This is a genomic window from Providencia sp. PROV076 (assembly GCF_028483405.1).
In the GTDB taxonomy this organism is placed as follows: domain Bacteria; phylum Pseudomonadota; class Gammaproteobacteria; order Enterobacterales; family Enterobacteriaceae; genus Providencia; species Providencia huaxiensis.
Genome location: NZ_JAMPRR010000048.1, coordinates 1 through 8,689 on the forward strand (window position 1 = coordinate 1; position 8,689 = coordinate 8,689).

The following is an 8,689-nucleotide window of genomic DNA, read 5'->3' on the forward strand; positions in this document are numbered from 1 at the left end:
GTTCAACCAAATGGCTGACCAGCACGCAATGCTGAGCCACGCTGTAATGCTGATCCAGGTGACCGGTAAAACGACAGATATTGGACAGAGCCGTCGCGATATCCTCAATATTAATCGCATCAGGGTTGATATCTTGGAACGAAAAACGTTTCCCGCTGTGGGTCAGTATCCAATCCGGGGCGGAGCCTTGTTTTACTTGTACGTGCATAGCTGCCAACAACTGCGCCACCAGCGACCGCTCCAACACAGTCAAATTACCAGACGTATCTGCCTGAAGGAATTCAAGCTGCTGTTTAGTGTACTTCGGCAAAGTCATCTTCTCTCCGATTTCATAAACGCTTTAACGCGCAGATTTTAAAGCCAACTTGTAACGGGTCTTTACTGCTTACTGACTGATTTTGCTCTTCTGAATTTGTTGCCAGGCCTCAATCTCTCTTTGAGAATCAGCATCCATGTCACCGGCCTGCAATGTGATTTGTTCCTCCAGAATGGAATCGAGATAGAGGTGATAGCGAGCACGCCGCTGTATACGCATAACAAAGAGAGCAAATACCAATACCCCACTACCGATCAGCGAGAAGGAAATGGCTGGGAGTGATGTCATCGGCATAGAGGAACTGCCGTCGTTAATCCACATAGACAGCTTTACCACCAGCACCGCAATGACCAATAGAACTACTGGGCGCATGATTGGGCGAATGGTACTGAAGCGGTCATCCCGGATGGAAAGGAGAACACCTTGAGAGGGGTCGTAGAGTGCCATCGTAAATACTCCGGTTGTTAATCTTAAAACAAAGCTAGCACGGTGCATTTGGCTGACGAATAGCGAGCGGCCACAGTAGAACGTCTTTTTTGGGTAAGTGAGAGCGCTTGATTACGTATGAGAGATACCAGAAAAAAACGCCACTGTTGCTGGTGGCGCTTAATCATATCGTGTATGAATTATCGAACGGAACAGACGGAAGCGATTAGATATCCAGCTCAACGTCAGTTCGGGGACGACAACAACAAGGCAACACTTCGCCTGGATTCACAAAGGCCAGGGGCTTAGTCACATACTCCACCGTACCGGCCAGTAAAGACACTCGGCACGAACCGCAGTAACCTTCCCGGCACTGATACTCAACCACAATGCCTACTGACTCCAGTCGTTCGAGGATGGTACTCACGTCGCTGGTGGCTTCAATCCGCTTTTTGCTATGTACTGCATGGATACACCCAGACATAATTCCACCCTATGTAGTGATACTGAACCAAGGGATCTTAAAATGTGCTAAAAACGCCTCAGCGGCTCCCAGAGGCGTTTCTTTGTTTCCAGTGCAATCGTATGTGGATTTAAATCAAAAAGTCGCCCTGAGACGTTTTCATGGCGAATGAGAAGGGATCCCGATCCTTCTCCGATCTACTTTACGACGCCGTGGAGCGACTCACGGCGTCGATAAAACGTTTTTCCCCAACACCAAACAAGAACGAGTCCAGCGCTTTACGGCCCGCTAACTCAGCCCCTTCCAATGCCGTTGCCAGGAAGTCGATCGGGCACACCATGCGGCCAGACAGCTTATGGGTGACCACCAGGTGATGGTCATTCATGGAGCGGGTAACCAGAAACTCTACTTGTTCACCATGTACCGATCGGCTGAAGCTCGCTTCCACTGAAACATGCGCATAACCATTTGCCGTTTTTACCTTGCCTGCCAACTCCATACGCTTCTCCTGTGTCGTTTTCTTGTCTGTGGTCAATCCTACCACCAAGCACCCTCCGACAAAGCGGGATTAACACAACTTGCCAGCGATTCTCTCGGCCAACCCCTCACAGGAGAACAACAAGTTATTTTCCTGTTCACGGTTCCCAAAATGAAAAAACCGCCCAAGTGAAGGCGGTTTCAAATCCAGCATATTGCTCGCGTTATTCCTCGGTCAGAGGCTTCAACGAGAAACGCCCAATCCGGGTATAGCGACCCAGATAGAACCCGACGAACGAGCTCAACACCACACACATGGTTCCAGTAAACCCAATTGGTTCATGCAGTACATGCTGCTGAATGTTCATGATCGCCCACATGCAACCGGCGTAACACAGAAAACCAGGAACGGATACCAAACGTTGCTCTCCGTTTGTCAATGGCCTTAGCCACCCATACACCGCGCAACCAAATAAAGCGAAACAGATAAACAGGCTCGGAAACGCTCCATCAGCCAGGGCATTCATCCCCGCCACAACCAGAAACAGTAACGATACGTTAAACCAGTACAGAGATCCCGGTGCCGGTATTTTAGTGCCAAACAATCCAGACTCACTCGGTGCCTTTGCCGCTTCGATGCTCATGCTTACCCCTCGTTGATTGTTAGTTCGTGATCGGCCAATCCAATCACTTGAGCCCTCGACATCCCCCACGGATAACGAGAGCAAAACTCAGAACTTTAAAACCCTGCCCAGCCTCATCACCAAATCGCGATAAAGCCACTTTCTTCGCCCCCGACAGAGTGACCCACCTTGTGACACAACATCACCAGATGAATATTAAGACCCATACGCTCCGTGACGAAATTGCTTAACGAAGCCAATGATGAGTATCCAATTTCGTCACTGAATGCCTTGCCCGCGAAATCACAAAGTAACTTCACCAAACCTATCTCATCCACCAGCGCCAGGCTCAACGTCAACGCAACTACCTCTGTGCGCTCTCCCACCCCAGATGCTCGTTGCGCCGATCGCTCTGTGGCAATTCCGCCGCATCCGACAAGCTCGGCTCCACACTTTTCAACAGCGTGAACTATGGGGACCCCCAAAACTCTCCCTCAGGGCTTCCTTCTCAAATAACCGGGTGGAAAGCTGAACCCTCTTTCACACCCGAGAAACGACTCAAAGAGTACGGGAGCCAAAAAAATCAGGCAAAGGTTATCGGCCTCGTTTTGCGCCCGTTTTGGGACGGACTCAAAACCAAATCCGTTAACACCCCCAGTGGAATAAACCGTAAAAAACCCCAAAACCCCCGGAGGAAACTCACTCCAAAAATCCAAAATGCATTCACACCCCTCAACAACCCCCGGAGGAAAATCATTCGAGGCATCCTGCTCATCTAAACCTCATACTGAACCCGCCATCCGCGACCCGCGAAGTGCTCTAACTCAACACCCTAAACAATCCCACCCATATCATTGCCCGCAATCCCTGAGAAAAAACAAAGCGCCATTTCCGTACCTCATTCTCACTTTGTTTACCCGAATTACATTCACATCGAGAACAAAACAAAAACAAAATCGCTCCTTCTTGTTTCGTTTACCTTCCCACCTTTCCCGATCGCAAATAGTCACCGCAAAAAAAACAAACCCGGCCATCCCGAATTCATTCTTGATACCCCAGCGCCCGTTGAAAGCCCGAGAGTCGCCTAAAGGCTCACTAACTGATCGCCTGAAGGCTCACTTTACAGAGGGAGACGTGTTTAAAATTAGGCGTAAAAAACCGGGACGGTGCCCGGCTTCAGATGTGCTATGGCGATGCGTTAAGTTAGCTCATAGAGGCAAGCTCATGGATTGGCGCGCTCATATTGAGAGACCAGCGGGAGACCTTGTTCTCAGCATCAACTTGATAGCTGACCAGGAACATGTAAATCCCGAAGCACAAGCGTGAAGGCTCAGTGAAGCCCAGCATGCATTTCGATTCCCTCGCCCCGAACAATGCCATCACCTTCAAGAGAACGTCCTGATCCCATTCATCAGCATGATGGATATACACCAGAGTGTTGCGTTGCAGACCCTTCGCAAATACTTCAAGTGCAGCCAGATCACTATTGGTATCAGCCAACACCTTAACGGCCGCGATCTTTTTGTGATTCGCCATTGTCATTACCGTTTCGACAGTACCGTCCAAAACTTCATGGGTCGCCTTTAGTCCCCAAAGTAACTCTTCGTGTTTTGTACCCAGGTTGCGGGTGAAATTTGCGCACACTTCACTGATTGCAATTGTTGCGTGTCTGTTAACGTTTTCGTGAGACATTCTCAACATTCCTCTTGAGTTGATTTTAACCATACCGGTCGTTTTGTTTACGCAGCTATAACCCCACGCTAAAGCTGCTTCCTACTCTCTGTTATCCGCCGGGATAACAGCTGGCGAATTGCCCGGTTCTTTTTCATCTCAGAACGGATCAAACTCAGCTGCGGTTCGTAAGTAACAATGAGCGTCAATTCACGGGGTGTAGCATCCGTGAAAACTTTCGCTGGATAGCTTTCCCCTTTGTTCACTTTCAAATACTTCGGAACCACCCTTGCAATTTCCCCTCCCGCCTTTCGCAATGGAGTCATCCTCGCCCAGCGGATCCGAACGGATGGACCCTGCTTAACAACGTTGAATGAGTAATGCGCTTTTTCACCACCGGCCGTTGCCAGCTTCCAAAAATCTTCTCTCAGCGTCGTTGCTTCGGCAGTCAAAACATCAGCCGATCTGTCCAAGGCTTTGACGCTTTCCTCCAGATGCTTGATGTAGCTTTCCACATCCATAGAGTTACCCTCACTTTAAAAATTCAAAAAGACCAAAAAAACGGAACCCCTATTATTACCCCACATGAGATCTCTTCCGGCTAAAGCAAAAACACCCTAAATAGGTTCAAAAACTCAGCCCCCCCAAAAAAAGCGGTAATATTATTACGCCGCCTTAGTGATCTCATGGACTGTTTCTCTTCTTTTGCACTCTCATGGCGAAAAGAAAGGCATCAGAGTTGTTGGGTGAACACATGAAAATACCTTTTTGAGCAAGACTGCGATTTTGGGGGGCAAAGAGGCTAAATCACTGCCTTTTAACTAACCCCGTATATAATATGGCAGCAGAGTGATCTTGTGGCATTTCCCTTGATTAACACTCTTATGGCGAAAAGAAAGGCATAAGAGTTCAATAGTCGTTACGTAATCCAGTCACCAGGCACACTAAGCACTAAAACAGCACATCAACTCAAGGTTTTTCGTCCCCGAAACGAGGCGCTTTTCCGGCTTGCGATCGAAATCGTCCCATCAAAATCTATCCTGGTAACAGCCGAAACATCGTGGAAAAGAGATGAAGATTAGCAGGTGTTGCCACTCAAAATAATTTGGTTCAATCGGTGAGTTTCTGACCTGTATTTGGGTTAGTTAATTTCGTCAGCGGTTATCCCCATGATAAAACGAGAGGGGTAATCCGTACCAAAAACAAGAATTATTTTTAAGTCGATAGCCCTGATTTACGGCCATATCTAGCCGTAAATCAGGGATAAAAAAGGCCATGAATGAAGGCTAAATCTGGCCTTAAAAATTGGCTAAATATAGCCGTAAATCATGTCCTTTTTCGTCCTCGTTTTGTCGATGAAAAAGGATGTTTTGTGATTTTCGAATGGCTATGATGTGCTCCGATTGTCTCGGGGCGAACGAATTTTTCGGGGTGATATCTCGACTGTCTCACTTTGTTAGCAGCATGAAGTGGCAAGGATGGGGGGGACGGAAGGGTATCACAAGCTGTAATTGTGTTAATAAAAGGTTAACAAATGAGTAAGAAAAACGCGATCGTATGTGGTGTGGACATTGGTTATAGCAACGTCAAAATTGCGACTGGCGATGCTTTTGCTTCTGTACCAGACGTCTCAATCTTCCCAGCGTATGCCACCACGGAAGAAGAAGAGGATGTAAATCTGGTGAAGCGCAATCGTGACCACGAAGTCACCGTCTACCCGAACGGAAACATGTGGCGAGCATTTACTGATCGTCCAGATGGGCGTGAACTACATGACAGTTATCACACCACGGAAATGTACTTGGCGCTGTACTTTGGCTCGTTGGCAAAAATTGCCGAGAAGGTCGGTAGCACCATTGACCTGTTGGTAACTGGTTTGCCTGTAAGGCTCGCCAGTGATGATAACGAGCGCTCCAAGTTGGTCGCCAGGTTGACAGGTACATTCACGATTAATCCGTCCACAAAAGTGACGGTCAAGCAAGTGATGGTAATCCCGCAAGGTGTTGGTGTTATCAACGATGTCGCGAACCGCGAAGGCTTTATCAGTGAAGATGAACTGTCAGAATCTAATATTCTGGTCATCGACCCTGGTTTTTTCTCGATGGACTATGTGGCCTTCAGTAATGGTAGCCGCGTGATGGGCTCCAGCGGCTCTTCACTGAAAGCCACCAGCACGATCATTGAAGGAATTGTTCGCACTCTCAATGAAGAAAACCCGCATGAGCGGCGTGATGATCTTCCTGAAATGGTCGAAATTGCGTTACGCAAAGATGCGGCTTCGTTCTTCAATGGTGCCCGCCACATTGAAGTAAAACCGCTGCTAAGCAAAGTTATTCCGCAAATCGCTGGTGGCGTAGTAAAAGAATTGCGCAAAAATGTCCGTGCGTTAGGGGCTATTCACATCATTGTGACCGCTGGTGGTGGAGCTCCTTATTATGAGCAGGCCGTGCGCGAAGCGTTCCAGAATGCCCGTATTGTAACGAGCCCAAATCCGGTCGCAAGCAACGCAATTGGCTTCTGGAACTACGGCGTTGACACCGTCATCTACGGTGACGAATAACGGATAAGGATACGTAATGCAGTTACGGGTGACGATTAATGACATTCTTTGTCCCGAGCTCGCTGCGTACCTTGAGTCCTGTCCACCAGGCAAAAGAAGTAGCGCACTGGTTGCCCTGGCGAACAGGGCTTATCTTGAAGGGTTAGGGCGTGAGGCAACGCCCAACATCTACAAGAAAGGAAAGGTAAGCGAGAAGCCGCGCTCACAAAAATTGGCAAAAGGAGGAAAAACAGGGCAGAATATTTCGTCGCCGGTGGGGACCGGTCTACAATCGTCTTATTCTGAAAACCAACCTGAGTTAGCAAAGCAGCAAGTAGCTCAGCCGTTGGCATCAAAAGCAGTAGAAGCAGTATCCGTTATACCAGGAAGCAATATTGAGTCTTCGGAGCCGCGTGGGGCGGTGTTGATGAAGAGCGAGGCAGGAAGCGAAAATACATTGTCGGTATCAGTAGATACTCAATCTACTGAGAGGGATACCTATGTTAACGCTGAAAAATCGATCCATACAGAGACCGCGTTGCCGCGTAAGCGGTTCCGCTTAGGCTAAGCCACTCTGTTGGGTTAGGGGTAAACAAAATGGGTAAATTACTGTTAAGCGCCAGTGTGGCAGCAGTAATCCTCTCATCTCAAATACTCCCGGCACAAGCTGGGGTGGTTGATTTGAAAGGAACGGCATGGGAAAAACATGCCAAGAATGAATGCGGTCTGGACCCGCATCTCTTATACGCCGTTGCTTTGTGGGAAAGCAAACAGCGTGCCGGTGGCGGCGGTTATGTCGCCCCAAGCCCTTGGGCACTGAATAATGCAGTTTACGGTGCCTACTATCCAAAAAACTACGAAGATGCGAAGCGCGCGCTTAAGCGCTACATAGCCGCATCTAAAGTAACCGATATCGGTATCGCCCAGGTCAACTATCGCTGGAACGGGAAGTATGTCAGCAAGCCAGAGGATCTTCTGGATGTAGACACTAACATTCGGGTTGGCGCGAAAGTGTTATGTAACGCTATCAAAAACTCCCCAGATGACATCGTTTTAGCAATAGGTAGTTATCACACTCCGAACCCGGAACTGCGTGACAAAGCGCGTTGGTACGGTACGAATGTGCTCAGAATCTGGAAGAGGCTGATTGAAAATGGTTAATGAAAACATATCGCTATTGAGCTGCGCTGCTTCACTGGAAACACGCGCGCAATCTTTTTTCCGCAGTCCGTTTGTTCTGTCTGAAGATGATCGCTTAGTGTTAAAAGACAAAGACCTTCTAGCGCAGCTGACAAAATCTGTTAAATCATACAACGTACCTGTTTTTATAGTTGACTACATGCCTGGACGCAAACTTACAGAAGTGGATAACTTCGTCCGGCATGACTCCTATATTCTTCGGCTTGCACTTCTCGTGTACAGCATCAGGGTGAAAATTCTCAACGGCACGCTGGCCGAGTCATTTTACTGGTTGGGCTCCGATGAAGCGTTGAATTTCATTGAGCGGCTTGACGATAGTCAAACCATTGACGCCATCATCAAGGGCGAACTGTATATCAAACCGGTTCGTTCGCTGCGGGAGCTCGCTTCTGGGGAGTGGAGCTCTGTTTTTGGCAGTGATAACCCGCACATGACTTTGCCAGCTTATTTGCAATTACGTTTTGAACATTGGAGCACAGATCTATGAAAGCCGCACTCGTAAAAGATGAAGACATTTTTGCTTTGGCACAGCGGATGGTCAAACTGGGCTTCCGTCGTCGTATCATTACCACGTCGCTTAATGCAAGTGACCGACTCATTGACCATTTGAAAAAACAGTTCGGTCAGGAAGAAGTGGCAATCGGACGCTTGAAACTGTCGGAAACCTTCTTGGCTTCGCAGCCAAAAAAGATGGAGGCAACCAACTTTATGAGCATCTATCTACGTCGCGCGAAGGACCCTAGCAATCAGGATGACATCAGTGAAGTGGTCGATTCGTTTGAAGTGTATCGCGAGTTAAATATGCGATTCAGACCGACTATTGCGGCGGATGTTATGCTTCATCCGAACGAAGCCTGGACACTGGCGCGTGACTTCCGTTCTGATGAGATCCGAATGGTGAAATGCGTACATTGTAAAATGTCCTTTATCACTCCCTTTGATGGTGATCGTTCGAATAAAAAGCATAAGTGTTC

The 8,689-nt window shown here is 48.2% G+C and carries 12 protein-coding genes and 1 pseudogene; 5 read left to right on the forward strand and 8 right to left on the reverse strand.

Translation table 11 applies throughout. From position 1 onward, the window contains the following. From PSF67_RS21490 to mobI, 8 genes and pseudogenes are all read right to left on the reverse strand, one after another. Positions 1 to 316 (reverse strand): annotated as a pseudogene (locus PSF67_RS21490) (hypothetical protein); the annotation flags it as partial. A gap of 69 nt (positions 317 to 385) precedes the next feature. Further along, positions 386 to 763, reverse strand: a complete 378-nt coding sequence (locus PSF67_RS21495) for a hypothetical protein (protein WP_042847192.1) — start codon at positions 761 to 763, stop codon at positions 386 to 388. A 205-nt stretch (positions 764 to 968) separates the two neighbouring features. Next, positions 969 to 1,226: a class I ribonucleotide reductase maintenance protein YfaE gene (gene yfaE, locus PSF67_RS21500; RefSeq protein WP_080750913.1), complete on the reverse strand. Its 258-nt coding sequence runs from the start codon at positions 1,224 to 1,226 to the stop codon at positions 969 to 971. 181 nt (positions 1,227 to 1,407) lie between these two features. After that, a complete protein-coding gene (locus PSF67_RS21505) occupies positions 1,408 to 1,704 on the reverse strand; it encodes a hypothetical protein (RefSeq protein WP_042847195.1) in 297 nt (98 codons plus the stop codon). A 202-nt stretch (positions 1,705 to 1,906) separates the two neighbouring features. Further along, positions 1,907 to 2,326, reverse strand: a complete 420-nt coding sequence (locus tag PSF67_RS21510; RefSeq protein ID WP_144139060.1) for a hypothetical protein — start codon at positions 2,324 to 2,326, stop codon at positions 1,907 to 1,909. Positions 2,327 to 2,442: 116 nt separating this feature from the next. Then, the gene (locus PSF67_RS21515) at positions 2,443 to 2,625 is read right to left on the reverse strand and encodes a hypothetical protein (RefSeq protein WP_162762201.1); all 183 of its coding nucleotides are present in this window, start codon (positions 2,623 to 2,625) and stop codon (positions 2,443 to 2,445) included. 883 nt (positions 2,626 to 3,508) lie between these two features. After that, the gene (locus PSF67_RS21520) at positions 3,509 to 3,997 is read right to left on the reverse strand and encodes a hypothetical protein (protein WP_042847204.1); all 489 of its coding nucleotides are present in this window, start codon (positions 3,995 to 3,997) and stop codon (positions 3,509 to 3,511) included. Positions 3,998 to 4,065: 68 nt separating this feature from the next. Continuing rightward, on the reverse strand, positions 4,066 to 4,497 hold the full coding sequence (gene mobI, locus PSF67_RS21525; protein ID WP_042847206.1) for a conjugative transfer protein MobI(A/C): 432 nt from the start codon (positions 4,495 to 4,497) through the stop codon (positions 4,066 to 4,068). 1,013 nt (positions 4,498 to 5,510) lie between these two features. Here mobI and PSF67_RS21530 point away from each other — a divergent pair. The 5 genes from PSF67_RS21530 to PSF67_RS21550 form a co-directional block, all read left to right on the forward strand. Then, positions 5,511 to 6,536 (forward strand): ParM/StbA family protein, encoded by a 1,026-nt coding sequence (locus PSF67_RS21530; protein ID WP_042847207.1) that lies wholly within the window; start codon positions 5,511 to 5,513, stop codon positions 6,534 to 6,536. A 16-nt stretch (positions 6,537 to 6,552) separates the two neighbouring features. After that, positions 6,553 to 7,083 (forward strand): hypothetical protein, encoded by a 531-nt coding sequence (locus PSF67_RS21535; RefSeq protein WP_237072363.1) that lies wholly within the window; start codon positions 6,553 to 6,555, stop codon positions 7,081 to 7,083. Between the two features lie 29 nt (positions 7,084 to 7,112). Next, the gene (locus tag PSF67_RS21540; protein WP_042847212.1) at positions 7,113 to 7,676 is read left to right on the forward strand and encodes a transglycosylase SLT domain-containing protein; all 564 of its coding nucleotides are present in this window, start codon (positions 7,113 to 7,115) and stop codon (positions 7,674 to 7,676) included. After that, the gene (locus PSF67_RS21545) at positions 7,669 to 8,202 is read left to right on the forward strand and encodes a hypothetical protein (RefSeq protein WP_042847215.1); all 534 of its coding nucleotides are present in this window, start codon (positions 7,669 to 7,671) and stop codon (positions 8,200 to 8,202) included. The genes PSF67_RS21540 and PSF67_RS21545 overlap by 8 nt, the downstream gene beginning before the upstream one ends. Beyond that, on the forward strand, positions 8,199 to 8,689 hold a 491-nt coding region (locus PSF67_RS21550), incomplete at its 3' end, for a FlhC family transcriptional regulator (protein WP_272677598.1). The genes PSF67_RS21545 and PSF67_RS21550, both read left to right, overlap by 4 nt.